Annotated in this window: 11 protein-coding genes; all 11 read left to right on the top strand. The window is 43.4% G+C overall.

Features of this window, described 5'->3' with window-relative positions; translation table 11 throughout:
• The first annotated feature begins 38 nt into the window (after positions 1–38).
• The 11 genes from nagZ to dnaK all read left to right on the top strand — a co-directional run bounded on the left by nagZ (position 39) and on the right by dnaK (position 16,270).
• Positions 39–1,559 carry a beta-N-acetylhexosaminidase gene (nagZ, locus tag KNL20_RS13395; protein ID WP_230398229.1) on the top strand — a complete coding sequence of 507 codons (1,521 nt, stop codon included), beginning with the start codon at positions 39–41 and terminating at the stop codon, positions 1,557–1,559.
• Between the two features lie 131 nt (positions 1,560–1,690).
• Complete coding sequence (locus KNL20_RS13390) at positions 1,691–3,076, top strand: Wadjet anti-phage system protein JetA family protein (RefSeq protein WP_230398228.1); 1,386 nt, start codon at positions 1,691–1,693, stop codon at positions 3,074–3,076.
• Between the two features lie 3 nt (positions 3,077–3,079).
• Complete coding sequence (locus KNL20_RS13385) at positions 3,080–3,694, top strand: DUF4194 domain-containing protein (RefSeq protein WP_230398227.1); 615 nt, start codon at positions 3,080–3,082, stop codon at positions 3,692–3,694.
• A complete protein-coding gene (locus KNL20_RS13380; RefSeq protein ID WP_230398226.1) occupies positions 3,663–6,899 on the top strand; it encodes an ATP-binding protein in 3,237 nt (1,078 codons plus the stop codon). The genes KNL20_RS13385 and KNL20_RS13380 overlap by 32 nt, the downstream gene beginning before the upstream one ends.
• Positions 6,886–8,112: a Wadjet anti-phage system protein JetD domain-containing protein gene (locus tag KNL20_RS13375; RefSeq protein ID WP_230398225.1), complete on the top strand. Its 1,227-nt coding sequence runs from the start codon at positions 6,886–6,888 to the stop codon at positions 8,110–8,112. The genes KNL20_RS13380 and KNL20_RS13375 overlap by 14 nt, the downstream gene beginning before the upstream one ends.
• A gap of 65 nt (positions 8,113–8,177) precedes the next feature.
• Positions 8,178–9,155 (top strand): SPFH domain-containing protein, encoded by a 978-nt coding sequence (locus tag KNL20_RS13370; RefSeq protein WP_230398224.1) that lies wholly within the window; start codon positions 8,178–8,180, stop codon positions 9,153–9,155.
• Between the two features lie 958 nt (positions 9,156–10,113).
• Positions 10,114–12,099, top strand: a complete 1,986-nt coding sequence (uvrB, locus tag KNL20_RS13365) for an excinuclease ABC subunit UvrB (RefSeq protein ID WP_230398223.1) — start codon at positions 10,114–10,116, stop codon at positions 12,097–12,099.
• Between the two features lie 276 nt (positions 12,100–12,375).
• Complete coding sequence (locus tag KNL20_RS13360; RefSeq protein ID WP_230398222.1) at positions 12,376–12,528, top strand: hypothetical protein; 153 nt, start codon at positions 12,376–12,378, stop codon at positions 12,526–12,528.
• A gap of 69 nt (positions 12,529–12,597) precedes the next feature.
• The gene (hrcA, locus tag KNL20_RS13355; protein WP_331468196.1) at positions 12,598–13,647 is read left to right on the top strand and encodes a heat-inducible transcriptional repressor HrcA; all 1,050 of its coding nucleotides are present in this window, start codon (positions 12,598–12,600) and stop codon (positions 13,645–13,647) included.
• A gap of 80 nt (positions 13,648–13,727) precedes the next feature.
• Positions 13,728–14,366: a nucleotide exchange factor GrpE gene (grpE, locus tag KNL20_RS13350; protein ID WP_230400121.1), complete on the top strand. Its 639-nt coding sequence runs from the start codon at positions 13,728–13,730 to the stop codon at positions 14,364–14,366.
• 38 nt (positions 14,367–14,404) lie between these two features.
• Positions 14,405–16,270, top strand: coding sequence for a molecular chaperone DnaK (gene dnaK / locus KNL20_RS13345; RefSeq protein ID WP_230398220.1), 1,866 nt, complete (start codon positions 14,405–14,407; stop codon positions 16,268–16,270).
• Positions 16,271–16,336: the final 66 nt, after the last annotated feature.

Below are 16,336 nucleotides of genomic sequence, written 5' to 3'. Positions count from 1 at the left end.
GTTCTGTAATAAATTTTCAGATACAACAGGAGGACCGCATGAAAATAGAAGAAATGACACTGCAGCAAAAAATAGGGCAGCTATTTGTAGTTGGGTTTCCGGAAAGAGAACCAGATGATGCGTTTTTTGAACTTGTAAACAGATATAAAGTGGGAAATGTCATTTTATTTTCTCACAATGTGGAAAACAAAGAACAGCTGAAGCAGTTGTGTGGAAAACTACATGCAAAAATACAAAAGACGACAGGAGTCCTCCCTTTCATTACAATTGATGAAGAGGGAGGCGTTGTATCCCGCTTACCCGAAGGGTGTGCGGTCATGCCCTCGGCCATGGCACAGGCATATACAGGAAACAGGAATCTGATGTATCAGGGTGCAAAAATTACGGCACAAGAATTAAAAGAGTCAGGTATTAATTTTAATCTTGCTCCTGTCCTGGATATCAACAGCAATTCTGAAAATCCGGTCATTGGCGTCAGAAGCTTTGGTGAAAACCCTGAGACGGTCACACAGTGTGGAAAAGCTGTGATGAGAGGATATCTGGATGGGGGGATTTTATGTGCCGGAAAGCACTTTCCGGGACATGGAGACACATCAGTGGATTCCCACCTCTCTCTTCCGGTCATCGAACGATCCCATGAGCAACTGGAGAGCAGGGAGCTGCTTCCTTTTAAAGAACTAATCAAAGAGGGGCTTCCTGCGGTTACCATAGCACATGTTCTGGTTCCTGCTCTGGAGCCGGAAAAAATCCCCTGCACGATGTCCCGGAGCGTCGTTCATGGACTTCTGCGTGCAAAGCTTGGATTTCAGGGACTGATTATCTCTGATTGTATGGAGATGAATGCTATAAAAGAATTTTACGGGACGGAAGCCGGGACTGTGGCAGCACTTGCCGCCGGGGTTGATTTAATCTTTATTTCCCATACGCCTTCTCTTGCAAAATCCACCATATTGGAGGTAATGAGGGCGCTGGAGGACGGGAGACTTTCCATGGAACGGATTGATGATGCAGTTTCCCATGTCCTGGCTCAAAAAGAGAATCTTTCTGTATCATTACAAGTAGAAGGGGAAAAATCTGATACAAAAGCCCGGATTAAATTTGCAGACGAATTTTTAAAGAAGACCATCTCTCCGCAAAATGAAAATGTATCTGAGGTATTTTATCTGGGAAAGAATCCTGTGTTTGTCGGGCCTGTGCCTTCCCGTGTGACACTTGCCTCAAGCAGTATTCCAGATGCGTTTGATTTTTCCCATGAGATGCAAAAGAGGTTTGGCGGGGAAGCTGTCTGTATCCCACAGAATCCCGATGATCGGGAGATTGAGAAGGTCCTGCTTGCTTCCAGAGGTAAATCGGCACTTGTACTTGCTACCTTGAACGGTCATCTGTATGCAGGGCAGAAAAAACTGATTGAAGCGGTAAAAAAAGAAAAAATCCCAAAAGCCTTTGTAGCACTTCGGAACCCTTATGATTTAGAGATCTCCGGGGAAGGATACTTTGGTGTTACCTTATATGAATATTCCCTCAGGACGATTGGAGAGCTGAAAAAATATTTTCTGTAGATGGATTAAAAATTTTTGGCTAGCCCATTTCCTTCAGATGTGTTAAACTATTTTTATAAATAAATATCTGCATGCCAGAGTGCGTCTGAAAAGCCACTCCTGGTCTGCACGCAGTAAAAAGGAGACTTACATTGCCCCACCTGTTTTCAACCATTCCGGCAAACTTTTTCAATCCGCTTTCTTCGCCGGGGAAAATTGCATACTGGGAATGTATTTTAAAGCTGTTTTCGGTCATGAACCAACAGCTTTCTTTTGGTGTAGAAAGAGATGTTCTGGTGGATGAGCTGCAGTATTACTTTGAGCAGAAGAATGCAGCTGAGATGCGTGAAGAGGAGTTTGCCGCAGCCGATAGCCGGGGAAAGGCAAATCTGATGCTGCGGCGGTTGGAGCAGTATGGCTGGATTGAGATAGAGACGGATAAAAGTTATATTCAGCGGGTTAATTTCAAGGAGTATGCGGTACGGATTATTAAGACCTTGTTAGAGATTGCGGATGGTAAGCAGGTAGAGTATCAGGGGTATATTTATACCATCTACAGCCTTGTTCGAGGCAATACCAATAATCCCGGAGTAGTGCTGATGCAGATTCTGGAAAATACAGATTTGCTGATTACAGGACTTAAGAATCTGAATTCCAACATCAAACACTATATTGATGAACTGACGAAACACAGCACTGTTGCGGAAATTATGGATGCTTTATTCAATGACTATATTACGAACATCGTGGACAAGGCTTACCATCGTCTGCTGACATCGGATAATGTTTCTAAGTTCAGACCGGAGATCATCGAGCGGTTGGAGAGTAAGAGTAAGAGCCATAATTATATTGAATCGGCGGCCGTGGAGATTGCTGCAATGAAGGAATTTTCTGTGACTGAAGCGGAAGAACTTGTATATCAATATCTACATGATATTATTGAAGCATTCCGTAATATGGATGACATCCTGAACGAAATTAATCATAAGAATGCCCAGTATCAGAAGGCGGCAATCAACCGTGCGAAATTCCTGTTGACCGGAAGTGAGGACATCCGGGGGCAGTTAAAAGAATTGCTGATTGGGCTGAATGAAAAGATCAATGAAGAGCAGATGGATCTGGGTGGGATATATGAAATAGAGTTTTTAGATCATCTGGTACGGATTTACAGCAGCAGTTTTCCGGACAGCAATTCCTTTTACTCACAGGTGGAAGGACACCGGGAATTTGTTCCGAAGGAAATAGAGACATACGAACCGGACATCTTGCTGAGGCAGGAAAAGCTGCGGAAAATGACCGAGAAAATGCAGCGTATGCTGACCCCGGATAAAATCGGTGCATATGTTGAGGAACGGTTAGGGGAACGCACATCGATGCGGGCAGGAGAATTGCCGCTTGAAGGTGTCGAAGACTTTATCAAAGTAATCTATATTCGTCTGTATGGGCAGCGAAAGAATATGAAGTATCGAATCGAGCGTAAAGAAGAAACCACAGTCAATGGATTTCGTTTTCAGGATTATGAGATTTGGAGGAAATAAAACTTGGAATTTTTAGAAGGTATGCTGGCACGGGAGAAGGATGAATTTAAAAGACTTTGCAACAGACTTTTAAGCGTCTGCTTTATCTGTAAAAGCGACGCAAGCAGCCGGGCAGATTATTATTTTACCCTGAAGTATCGAAAAGAATTTGCGGAATATCTGGGGGTTCTGGGATATCGTCTGGAAATCAATGAGGAATACGGTGTGATTCAACTCACCAACCCGCAGAACTATAACCGTTTAAACTTAAAACTGTTCGAATCCATCATTCTGCTGGTGCTGCGGATTCTTTATGATGAGAAGAAGCGGGAACTTTCTGTCAGTGATGAGGTGATTGTAAACCTTGGGGATATCCAGGATAAGTTTTTAAGTCTAAAAATCAGGGATAAGATGATTGATAAGACAACCATGCGCAATGCTTTGAATTTATATAGGCGTTTTCGACTGGTGGAGACACTGGATAAGGATTTGACAAATGAGGAATCCCGCGTGCTGATTTATGACAGTATTCTGATGGCAGTCAGAGTGGAAGACATCAAGCAGGCATATGAAAAACTTGAAACTTATAGAAGGGGGAGAAAAGACGATGAAGAAATTGACGAGAATGAAGTTGATTAACTGGCATCGTTTTTCCAATTGTACGGTAGACTTTGAGGTGGCCACCCTGATTTCCGGTGAAAATGGAGCAGGAAAATCGACACTTTTGGATGCGATACAGTTTGTTGTGACTTGTTCTGCTAATTACTTTAACAAAGCAGCGCATGAAAATGGCAAACGTAAACTGGCCGGTTACATCCGCTGTAAGACAGGTAAGGAAAATAAACCCTATGAAAGAGAAGGGGAAATCAGTGCTCACATCGCGCTGGAATTCTATGAAGAGAGCAAAGAACGCTACTTTGTGGTTGGAGCAGTCATTGATTCGGCAACAGAAGGACAGGAGACCGTGGTCAGATATCTGATAGATGACGTAAGGCTTACGGATGAGATGTTTTTAAATGGGTTAAAGCCAAAGTCAATCAATGAGTTTCGGGTATCTAATCCAAAAATCAGGCAGTGGTGCAAGACGCAGGCGGAGGCTAAGAAGGTTATGAAAAGCAGATTCGGACGGATTGAGGACAAATTTTTCCGCCTGATTCCTAAGGCACTGGCCTTCAAGCCAATTGATGACATCAAGGACTTTGTTTATTCCTATGTGTTGGATGAAAAAGAAGTAAATATCGATATTTTACGGGAAAATGTCCGTACTTATCAGGATCTTGAACGTACCCTTGAAAGCGTCAAAAAACGAATTGCAAAGCTTGAGCAAATTGAGAAGCATTACGACGAGACCAGCAGCAGAATGAAAAAGGACCAGATGTATGAGTATTTCCTTTCCCAGGCTGATCTGGATATTACAAAGAACAGGATTGCCCGGGCTAAGGCAGATATTCAGACTTACGAACACCGTTTGACGGAGGAAGAAAAGAAACGCAGGGCTTTAATCAGCGAACGTGACCAGAAGCAGGAGATGGAAACTGCATTGCGGGTTGAGATGAGTCAGGATAAGGATTTTCTGGCGTGTGAAGAGCAGAAGAAACGACTGATGCGGCTGCAGGAAGAAGAATGTGAACGTGTTGGCGAAAAGAATGAATTGAAAAAAATCGTCAAGACGGCTCTTGACCAGGCTCGGCAGCTTTTAAAGGTAAGTGATGTGGATTCATGTGTTGGCGAATATGTTGAAGCAATTTCCGATCTTGACCGGCTAGAGGAAATTTCAGAGGTGAAAGCGATTTCGGAACGAGTCATCAGATATAAAGGTGAGATGTATGGGAGAATTCAACGTCATATTGCGGAGGTACAGATACGTCTCAACGAAAAAAGGCAGGAACAGCAGGTACTTGAAAAAAAGATTGAACGGTTGAGTCGTAAACAGTTGTCATATACGGATGGGGTGAATTGTCTGGTGGAAGCAATTGGGGAGGAATTCAATCGTATCGGCAGGAGAAGCAAACCTTACGTGCTCTGCGAGTTGCTGGAGATTACGGACGAAAGCTGGCGCAATGCCGTGGAGGGCTATTTAAATACACAGAGGTTTTACATTCTGGTAAATCCGGAGCATTTCGATATTGCACTGGGTACTTATGATAAGCTGCGGAGACTTAAGAAGGTTTATGGCGCAGGACTTATCAATACGCAAAAGCTGGAGGATTACGATACGGCTCCGGAAGGCACACTGGCTGCAGTTGTTACTTCGAAGAATATGTATGCCCGCCGGTTTGCCAATATGATTCTGGGGAAGGTGCAGATGTGTGCACACTATGATGAGCTGAAGCATTATCCGACTTCAATTACCAGGGAATGTATGAAGTATCAGAACCGGGTTGCCAGTGCGATTAAGCCGGCAGTCTTTGAAGTACCGTTTATTGGCAGCAATGCCTTTAAGGTGCAGCTGGAGCAGGCACAGCGGCAGCAAGAGGATCTGGTGCGTCAAATGCGCGAATATACGGAAAAGATAGCCGCGATGGAGCGTGTACTGATGCCATTGACAACAGAAACAGACGTGGATGTTAAGTATCGTCTGGATGTAATTCCGAAGCTTTGCAAGCTGCAGCAGGCGATAAGCAGCTGCCGGGACAACATCCGGACACTGGAGAAGAATGCAACCTTTATCCAAAAACAGATTCAGCTGGATGCATTAGAAAGAATGCGCAAGGAGCTGGAGGAGGAGATTGGAAAAAGCAACCGGAATTACGGGAATATAGAAAACAAGGTAAAAGTGTCAGAGGATTCATTGAGGCTGTATGCCCAGGAGCTGCTGTCTTGCCAAAGCCGGACAGCCAGAGCCGCCGGATCAGAGGAGACAGGCATACTCTGGAAAGCAGAGTATGATAAGCAGATCGGGAAAAAGACATTGGAACAGTTTAAGGAAAACTTTGAACGTCAGCGAAAAGCCAATGCCACCAGTTGGAAAAATGCCGAAGAGCAGATGATTCGTGTTATGATTGACTATAAGACGGAGCATGACTTTGGGGCACCTGTAGGTATGGAAGGTTATCCGGAATTTGCCCTTGTCTATGAGCGGCTGCGGACATCAGAGCTTTTGACTTACGAAGAAAAGGTGCAGACGGCAAAGCAGGCTGCGGAAGAGGAATTTCGGGAACAGTTTCTGGCTAAGCTGCAGGAAAATATAAAGCAGGCGCAAGGGGAGTTCAAAGAACTGAATAAAGCCCTGAAAGATATTGACTTTAGCAATGAGCGTTATGAATTTATCTATTTGCCGAGCCGCCGTCATCGTAAATATTATGAAATGATTATGGATGACTTCAATGCAGTACAAGGTGAATCCATATTCAGCGGGCTATTTCATGAAAACCATAAGGATGTTATTGAAGAATTGTTTGAACGCCTGGCATTGGACAATGAAAATGAGACACGGGCTCTGGATGAATTTACGGATTATCGAACCTATATGGACTATGATATTAAGATTGTGCACAGCGATGGAAGCCACTCTTTTTACTCAAAAGTATGTGAAGAAAAGAGTGGTGGTGAAACACAGACGCCATTCTATGTGACGGTGGCGGCATCCTTTGTGCAGCTTTATGGAAATAATATAGGCGGGGAGGCAATTGGGTTGGTGCTGTTTGATGAGGCCTTCAATAATATGGATGATGAGCGTATCGGCGGCGTATTGGAATTTCTGCGCCGTTTGCCGTTACAGATTATCATTGCTGCGCCGCCGGATAAGATCCAGTATATTGGACCGGCAGTGGAAGAAACCTTACTGGTTATGACAGATCAAAAGGTAAATTATATCGAGGAGTATCATAATGGTGCGCTATGATAAATATATTTTAAACCAGCTGCTGGATTCCTATGAGCGCAGCCGGCTCTTTACTGGAAGAAATAAAGTAAATATCTGTATCTCTTTCGCTTTTTCCAGAAAGAGCATTCCGAAATATTTTGATGAAAGTTCGCTGGACTACGAGGAAATCCATGCAGCAATCCAAGCTCTGGAGAAAAAAGGCTATATTAAAATTGTGTGGAAAAAGGGAAGACATATTGTTCAGAAGGTATTGTTAAAGGAAGACCATCTTGAGGAAGTCTACCAATACGTAAAGCGGACACCCAAGGCCGAGGATGCAGCTTTGACCCTGCAGCTTTTGGAAACTCTGGGTGGGGAAACAGCTTCTCAAACCGGACGGGATTTTATTGACTATCTTGGCAGGCGAATCAGAGATGGGAAATCAGTCAGAGAATATATTGCACTTAATGACAGGGAGAAGACCGAGCGGTTCATCCGGGCAATAACGCTGATTGAAGAGAATTGCGAATCCTGCTATATCAGAGAGTTTTCAATTCGCCATTTTGCGGATTCGAAAGTGTTTGAAGGAATGCTTCCGCTGGTGGGAAAAGTGATGCGGCAATTTGGCCGGCAGTATCGAGACATGGACAACTATGCAATCCTGGCTGAGCATCTGATCTATCATACACCCGATTATGTATATATCAAGGGCAGCAGCGGGGTGCTGTATTTTGGAGATTCTAAGGTACTGCTGAAAGATCTCGGACAGGGCTTTGGAATTTGTGGGGAGGATTTGGCAGGTGTAAGTCTGGGCAGGACAAAGGAAATCAAAAGGGTGATAACGATCGAAAACCTGACGACATTCTTTCACTGGAAGGAGGCAGACAGCCTGCTTATATATCTTGGGGGATATCATAATGCTTCCCGGAGGAATCTGCTGAGGCTGATTTATGAGCAGCTGCCACGGGCAGAGTATCTTCACTTTGGTGATATTGATGCAGGTGGATTTGAGATATATGAGGACTTACGGAAGCGAACCGGGATACCATTTCAGACATATCGGATGGATCTGAAAACGCTTAAGCGGTACGGAAAGTATGCCAAAGCCCTGACAGCAAACGACAGGAAACGTCTGAAGAGTGCGTTAGATAAAAATCCTGAGTATGCAGATGTTTTGTCTTATATGCTGACAGAGGGGATTAAGCTGGAGCAGGAATGTATTGAATTACCTATCTGTACTTTTAAAGAATAGCATGTTAAAATGTAAAAATAGTGCGTGATATTCAAAAAACTTGAAGAAAACCAAGAGGAGGAAAGATGAGTTTAAATTTTATTTTATTTGGGATTGGTGGAATGCTCATCATAGCAGGAATCGTATCTGCGATATTTGCAAAGAAGGTAGCACTTAGTACCGGCGAAAAGAAGAAAACAGCGGGATATAAACTGTTGCTGCTGTTGGGTGTGGCATCGATTTTATTCAGTCAGTGTTTTGTGATTGTAGGAACGGGTTACAGTGGTGTAAGAATTACTTTTGGACAGGTCGATGAAAAAGCTGTCTCACAGGGTTTTAATTTTAAGGTTCCATTCGTTCAGACGATTGTTAAGGTTAACAGCAGGCAGCAAGATTTGGAGGTAGTCAGCAATGAGGGTGGAATTGAGTCCACAATTACCGGAAAGGTGCCCATAACAATCAGTGGTGTTACCGTTACATATCAGATTAACTCAGAGAAAGCTTCGTATGTATACTCTACCGTAACCGATCCGGATAACCTGCTGACTTACAGTGTTGTATCCTCCGCAATTAAAGCAACAACCCCCAGCTTTGATACGGATGGTGTCGTTGTGCGTTCGGATGTGGAAGCCAAGGTAAAAGAAACACTGCAGAAATACATTGATGATAAATACGGTCAGGATATATTATCCGTGATCCAGGTTACTATCGGAAATATCACATTTACAGACGAGTATAATAAATCAGTAAACGATAAGAATATTGCGAAACAGGCAGCCGAGACACAGGAGATTGAAAATAAGAAAAATATTGATAGGGCCAATGCAGAAGCAGAATCCAAGCTGATTTCAGCGCAGGCAGAAAAAGAAGCCAATGAGCTTTTAGAGAAATCAATTACAAACAATATTCTGATTCAGCAATATCTTGAGAAGTGGAATGGTGAATTGCCAACTGTTACGGGATCAGATGGCGGGGTTATGATTGATATCAGTAAACTGATGGAGCAAAATGCAGCGGCAGAAGCCGGTGAGCATGCAGAAACATCAGGGACAGTGGAAGAATAGAAGGTACAGCCAAGAGCGGCCGCTCCATATTATTGGAGCGGCTGCTCTTGTTTTCGCGTATTTGAGAAGAATCTCTGCTATAATTGTAGAAAGGCTTCTATCCGAATAAAATTAGAAGGCGTGCTTTTATAAGAGGTAAGATGTTGGAAAGAGGTAATAAACGATGAGAATGTATGTAGACAGTAAAACAGCCTATTTATTATAACAAAATGAAACGAAAAGCCTTATTTTGTAATGAATCCATGATGCTGAAAGAATTGTTCCCGCTAATAGAGGGGGGCGGAGAATATATCTGTATTACCCGGCCGCGCCGATTTGAAAAAACGGTGATGGCGAATAGATTCGGATAGCAGTGAGACTCATTTCTTAAAAAATTGGCAAGGACATTGTTCTGCGTATGATCATCTTCTATGATTAGTATTTTAACGTCTAATGAAACTACCTCTTTCCATTTTGGTATCATGCTTAATTCCATATATTTTATCATGTTTCTACTTTTTCACAATTATTTCTCATGAAGCAAATGAAGCAAGTCTTGCTTTCGTTGTATTTGGGCAGAATCTCTGCTATAATTATAGGAAGAATTCTGCCCGAATAAAATTAGAAGGCATGCTTTATAATAGGCAATATACCATTGGTGAACAAATATAAAAAATAAATTTGAAAAAAGTGATGAAGAAAAACTTTATGAGGCATTAGATAAAGGTATTGATGATATGAAAGAAGTTTAAAAATCAAAAGGCTGCAATGGATTTTCTGGATGAATATGATAGTTTGAAAACATTTCCTTTCGGTTATAGAGGTATGAGTTTTGAGAATAAAATGGTAAAAAGCACAGAACAAACGTTCCTGCCCCTCTGTACTTTTTATTTTTTTTGTGATAGAATGGGTTGCGAGTATTAGTTCGTATATTGGTCTATAGAACGCCATTTTCCAGGTCACAAACGGAGGTAATCAGATGAGCGAATTTAAATTAGTATCAGAATTTCAGCCCACCGGCGATCAGCCGGAGGCCATAGAACAACTGGTCAAAGGATTCAAGGAAGGCAATCAATTTGAGACTTTGCTGGGTGTTACCGGTTCCGGTAAGACATTTACCATGGCGAATGTCATCCAGCAGCTAAATAAACCCACACTGATTATCGCCCATAATAAAACGCTTGCTGCACAACTTTATGGAGAATTCAAAGAATTCTTTCCTGAAAATGCCGTCGAATACTTTGTGTCTTATTACGATTATTATCAGCCGGAGGCATATGTTCCATCCTCAGACACTTATATTGCAAAGGACTCAGCTATCAATGATGAGATTGATAAACTTCGTCTTTCAGCCACATCGGCTTTAAGTGAACGGAAGGATGTTATCATCATATCCAGCGTTTCCTGCATCTATGGTATTGGTAGTCCGGCGGACTATCAGAATATGATTATTTCACTGAGACCGGGAATGGAAAAGGACCGTGATGATGTCATCAGGGAATTGATTAATATCCAGTATGACCGTAATGATATGGACTTTCACCGTGGAACATTCCGGGTACGTGGAGATGTATTGGAGATTTTCCCGGCGGAGGAAAGTGAACTCGCTGTCCGGGTAGAGTTTTTCGGAGATGAAATTGACCGTATTACCAAGATTGATACATTGACCGGGGAAATCAAAGCAGAACTGAAACACATAGCCATATTTCCGGCTTCTCATTACGTAGTGCCTATTGATAAGATACGTGAGGCAACGAATGCAATCGAAGAGGAACTGACCGAGCGGGTGAGGTATTTTAAAAGTGAAGACAAGCTTTTAGAGGCACAGAGGATCGAGGAGAGGACGAATTTTGATATTGAGATGCTCAGAGAAACGGGTATCTGTTCGGGAATCGAGAATTATTCACGCCATCTGACAGGCCTGGCACCGGGTGAGCCGCCATATACTCTGATTGATTATTTCCCGGACGATTTCCTGATTATCATAGATGAATCCCATAAGACGGTTCCTCAGGTCCGGGGAATGTATGCAGGAGATCAGTCTCGAAAGACCACGCTTGTGGATTATGGTTTTCGGCTGCCTTCAGCCAAGGATAACAGGCCTTTGAACTTCGGAGAATTCGAAAGCAAGATAGATCAGATTCTATTTGTATCGGCCACTCCCGGAGAATATGAAGCAGACCATGAATTACTTCGGGCGGATCAGATTATCCGTCCCACAGGTCTGCTGGATCCCAAGGTGGAAGTGAGACCGGTGGAAGGGCAGATCGACGATCTGATTACGGAAGTTAATAAAGAGGTTGCCAAACACAATAAAATTCTGATAACCACGCTGACCAAGCGAATGGCTGAGGATCTCACTGATTATATGAAAGAAAACGGAATTCGGGTACGTTATCTCCATTCAGATATTGACACACTGGAACGTACAAAAATCATACGTGATATGCGGCTGGATGTCTTTGATGTACTGGTTGGAATTAATCTGTTGAGAGAGGGGCTGGACATCCCGGAGATTACGCTGGTTGCAATTCTGGATGCTGACAAGGAAGGTTTTCTGCGTTCTGAAACCTCTTTGATACAGACAATTGGCCGTGCGGCACGAAATTCAGACGGACATGTGATTATGTATGCGGATATGATTACGGATTCCATGCGTCTGGCAATTGATGAAACCGCCCGCCGCCGGGAAGTTCAGCAAAAATATAACGAGGAGCACGGAATCACGCCAAAGACGATTCAGAAGGCCGTCCGGGACTTGATCAGTATATCACAGGAAGTGGCGAAATCGGAAAACAAACTTGAAAAAGACCCGGAATCCATGAGCAAAGATGAACTTGAAAAACTCATTACAAAGGTACAAAAACAGATGAAAGCCGCAGCCGCTGATTTGAACTTTGAGATGGCTGCAGAACTGAGAGACCAGATGGTAGAGTTGAAGAAGTCATTAGATGATTTATTTTAAAAAGAGCGCCCTATGAACAATCAAAGCCCTGCCCATACGAAAGCAAACTTTCTCCTGGCCAGGGCTTTGAAGCTCTCATAGCTATAAACAGTTCAGCCAAAGCTCGATTTCACTGCGCTGCATCTCGCTTGGGCAGAGCGCCCTATGAACAATCAAAGCCCTGCCCATACGAAAGCAAGCTTTCTCCTGGCCAGGGCTTTGAAGCTCTCATAGCTATAAACAGTTCAGCCAAAGCTCGATTTCACTGCGCTGCATCTCGCTTGGGCAGAGCGCCCTATGAACAATCAAAGCCCTGCCCATACGAAAGCAAGCTTTCTCCTGGCCAGGGCTTTGATTGTTCGCATGGCTGAACTGTTTACAAAATTTTCACAGTTTTTCGTTGGAAAGGTGTTGACAAAAATTAAAGTCAGTACTATAGTAAGAACATAGATGTTAGCACTCCAACACAACGAGTGCTAACAAGACTAATAAATCTGAATGAGAAAGGAGCTCGGGACATTGGAACTGGATGAGAGAAAGTGTAAAATTCTAAAAGCGATTATCCAGACTTATCTGGAGACCGGGGAACCGGTTGGATCCAGGACAATTTCAAAGTATACGGATTTGAATCTGAGCTCCGCCACAATAAGGAATGAGATGTCGGATCTGGAAGAGATGGGATACATTATGCAGCCCCACACTTCCGCCGGCCGCATTCCTTCAGATAGAGGTTATCGATTGTATGTGGATCAGCTGATGAAGGAAAAGGAACGCGAAGTGGCAGATATTCAGGAACTGGCGATTCGTAAGACCGACAGACTGGAAAAAGTACTTCAGCAGGTGGTAAGAATTCTGGCATCTAATACGCATTATGCCACAATGATTACAGGTCCTCAGATTCATCAGACAAAACTGAAATTCATACAACTCTCCAAGGTGAGTGAGGAACAGCTTCTGGCGGTGATTGTCGCAGAAGGCAATATGGTAAAGAACCAGATGATTTCTCTTGAGGATGCAATCAATGACGAGCAGATTCTTAAGCTGAATCTGATGCTGAACACGCAGTTGAATGGTTTGACCATGGAAGAGATTAATCTGGGCATGATAACTAAACTGAAAGAACAGGCTGGCATTCACAGCAGTGTAATTAACAGTGTACTGGATGCAGTGGCGGCTGCAATTGCGGTAGATGCCGAGGATGTTCCTGTATATACAAGTGGAGCCACAAATTTCCTTAAATATCCGGAATTGTCAGATAACCAAAAAGCCAGTGAATTACTTTCGGCATTCGAGGAAAAGCAGGTACTTGCAGATATGCTGAAGGATGTGGAAGGTGAAGACGAGAATCAGGAAGGCAGTACCGGAATTCAGATTTATATAGGGGATGAGTCCCCGATTCAGACTATGAAAGATTGCAGCGTTGTTACGGCAACATATGAATTAGGAGACGGCATGAGGGGAACTATAGGAATTGTAGGACCCAAACGCATGGATTATGAGAATGTAGTTGATAACCTGAAGACGTTGAAGGGACAGTTGGATGGTATATTCAAAAAAACGGATACGTAGAGTGAGCAATTCAAAAACACACTCTGGTCAAAGGCGGTGTATAAAAAGTGTCAAAAGAAAATAAGAAAGTTGAAGAGGTAATGGAGAACACAGAAAAAGACTTAACAGAGGAAATCTGCAGAGAAGCAGATACGGCTGAGGCGGAAGCAACCATTGGAAGTGATAAGGATGGAGCTTCAGGTTCTCAGGGTACTGAAAAAGAAGCAGATGTGAAAGAAGAGGGTGCGGCGGAGGACGCAGAATCCGAAAAGGAAGTCAAAGAAAAGAAGTTTTTCAAAAAGAAAAAAGATAAAAAAGACGAAAAAATTGAAGAGCTGACCGATCGTCTGCAGCGTCAGATGGCAGAGTTTGATAACTTCCGAAAGCGTACGGAAAAAGAAAAATCAGGAATGTACGCAATTGGCGCAAAGGATGTTGTGGAGCAGATCCTTCCAATCATAGATAACTTTGAAAGAGGGCTTGCGGTAGCGCCTGATCTGAAAGATCCGTTCGCAGATGGCATGCATATGATTTATAAGCAGCTTCTCGGAACCTTGGAGGATTTGGGAGTGACAGTAATTGAAGCTGTCGGGAAGGAATTTGATCCAAATTTACACAATGCGGTAATGCATGTGGAAGATGAAGATGCAGGTGAGAATATCATTGTGGAAGAATTCCAGAAGGGTTACCTGTATAAAGATGCAGTGGTTCGCCACAGCATGGTAAAAGTAGCAAACTAACTTATATTTGTAACATATATAAACAGGAGGAATTAATCATGAGTAAGATAATAGGAATTGACTTGGGAACCACGAACAGCTGTGTTGCTGTTATGGAAGGTGGTAAACCTACCGTTATTGCTAATGCAGAAGGAGCAAGAACCACACCGTCTGTTGTAGCATTTACAAAAACAGGCGAAAGGCTTGTAGGTGAGCCTGCAAAACGTCAGGCAGTTACAAATGCCGATAAAACAATTTCTTCCATCAAAAGACATATGGGTACCGACTACCGTGAAACAATTGATGGAAAACAATATTCTCCACAGGAGATTTCTGCGATGATTCTTCAGAAGATGAAATCTGATGCAGAGAACTATCTGGGCGAAAAAGTAACAGAAGCGGTTATCACCGTACCTGCTTACTTCAATGACGCACAGCGTCAGGCAACAAAAGATGCCGGAAAAATTGCCGGTCTGGATGTAAAGCGTATTATCAATGAGCCAACAGCCGCTGCGCTGGCATATGGCCTTGATAATGAAAAAGAACAGAAAATCATGGTATACGATTTAGGCGGCGGTACCTTTGATGTTTCTATCATCGAAATTGGTGACGGTGTAATAGAAGTACTTTCAACCGCCGGAGATAATAAACTGGGCGGAGATGATTTTGACCAGAAGATCGCTGATTATATGCTTGCTGAGTTTAAAAAGAATGAGGGCGTTGATTTATCCGGTGATAAGATGGCTATGCAGCGTATTAAGGAAGCAGCAGAAAAAGCCAAGAAGGAACTTTCCAGTGCTACTACCACCAATATTAATCTGCCATTTATTACGGCTACGGCAGAAGGACCGAAACACTTTGATATGAACTTGACTAAAGCTAAATTTGACGAACTGACACATGGACTGGTTGAACGAACAGCAGAACCTGTTACCAGAGCGCTGTCAGATGCAGGCATTAGTTCGTCAGAGCTTGGCAAAGTGCTGCTGGTTGGCGGATCTACACGTATCCCGGCAGTACAGGACAAAGTAAAACAACTGACAGGACATGAACCGAGCAAGAGTCTGAATCCGGATGAATGTGTGGCACTTGGTGCTTCCGTACAAGGTGGTAAGCTTGCAGGAGATGCAGGTGCAGGCGATATTCTATTGTTGGATGTAACACCATTGTCACTGTCTATAGAGACGATGGGTGGCGTTGCTACCCGCTTGATTGAGCGTAATACTACGATTCCTACTAAGAAGAGCCAGGTGTTCTCAACGGCGGCTGATAACCAGACAGCAGTTGATATCAATGTGGTACAGGGTGAGCGTCAGTTTGCGAAAGATAACAAATCACTTGGACAGTTCCGTCTGGATGGGATTCCGCCTGCAAGACGAGGCATGCCTCAGATTGAAGTTACCTTTGACATTGATGCCAATGGTATCGTGAATGTGTCTGCGAAAGATTTGGGGACCGGAAAAGAGCAGCACATCACCATTACTGCGGGTTCCAATATGTCTGATTCCGATATTGACAAGGCTGTGAAAGAAGCAGCTGAGTTTGAAGCTCAGGATAAAGCTAAAAAAGAAGCGATCGATACGAGAAACGATGCAGATTCCACAGTATTCCAGATTGAAAAAGCTTTGGAAGAAGTTGGGGATAAGGTATCTGAGAACGATAAGACTGCAGTTCAGGCCGAACTGACAGCACTGAAGGATTTGCTTGCCAATACACCGGCAGATGACATGAGTGCATCTCAGGTTGCTGACATTAAAGCTGCGCAGGAAAAACTGATGCAGAGTGCACAGCCGATGTTTACAAAGATGTATGAGAACATGCAGCAGGCACAGGGCACAGGAGGCCCGGAGTCAGGTCCGGATTCCCAGGATCAGGGAGGCAGCAGTGATGATGACGTGGTTGATGCTGACTACAAGGAAGTTTAATCGAAGCAGCAGTGAACAGATATAAAGTAAATGGCAGAGCGCAGATTCTATCTGCGCTGTACTGCT

It is taken from the genome of Novisyntrophococcus fermenticellae, assembly GCF_018866245.1.
In the GTDB taxonomy this organism is placed as follows: domain Bacteria; phylum Bacillota; class Clostridia; order Lachnospirales; family Lachnospiraceae; genus Novisyntrophococcus; species Novisyntrophococcus fermenticellae.
Note: the sequence above shows the minus strand (reverse complement) of the source record. Positions and strands in the feature narration are given on the sequence as shown.